Origin of the sequence: Dyella sp. ASV21, from assembly GCF_016428975.1 — a bacterium.
Lineage (GTDB): Bacteria > Pseudomonadota > Gammaproteobacteria > Xanthomonadales > Rhodanobacteraceae > Dyella.
Genome location: NZ_JAELTT010000289.1, coordinates 1 through 336, shown reverse-complemented (window position 1 = coordinate 336; position 336 = coordinate 1). Strand labels below are relative to the sequence as shown.

At 69.6% G+C, this 336-nt stretch carries 1 protein-coding gene; it reads left to right on the top strand.

From position 1 onward, the window contains the following. On the top strand, positions 1-336 hold a 336-nt coding region (locus tag JHD67_RS21725; protein ID WP_199101204.1), incomplete at both ends, for a contractile injection system protein, VgrG/Pvc8 family.

Here is a 336-nt window from a genome sequence, read left to right as displayed (position 1 = left end):
AGGCCATGCCCTGCCTGTGGCGGTTCCAGTACACCGAGCAGGTGCGCACCGCCCAGGTGACCCAGCACGATTACAGCGAGAACCACCCGCGCTTCAACCACGCCACCACCCACCGGGCCGCCTCGCTGGACCACCCCGCCAGCGACTACGCCATCTACCGCTACCCCGGCCGTTACCCGGACGCCACCGACACCACCGGCAAACTGCACACGGAAACGCGCCTGCTGGCCTTGCGCGCCCAGGCCCACGTCGCCGAGGTGGAAGGCGATGACCCGCGCCTGCAACCCGGCTGGGCCTTCGATATGGACGGCCATCCACGCGACGGCTGGAACACCG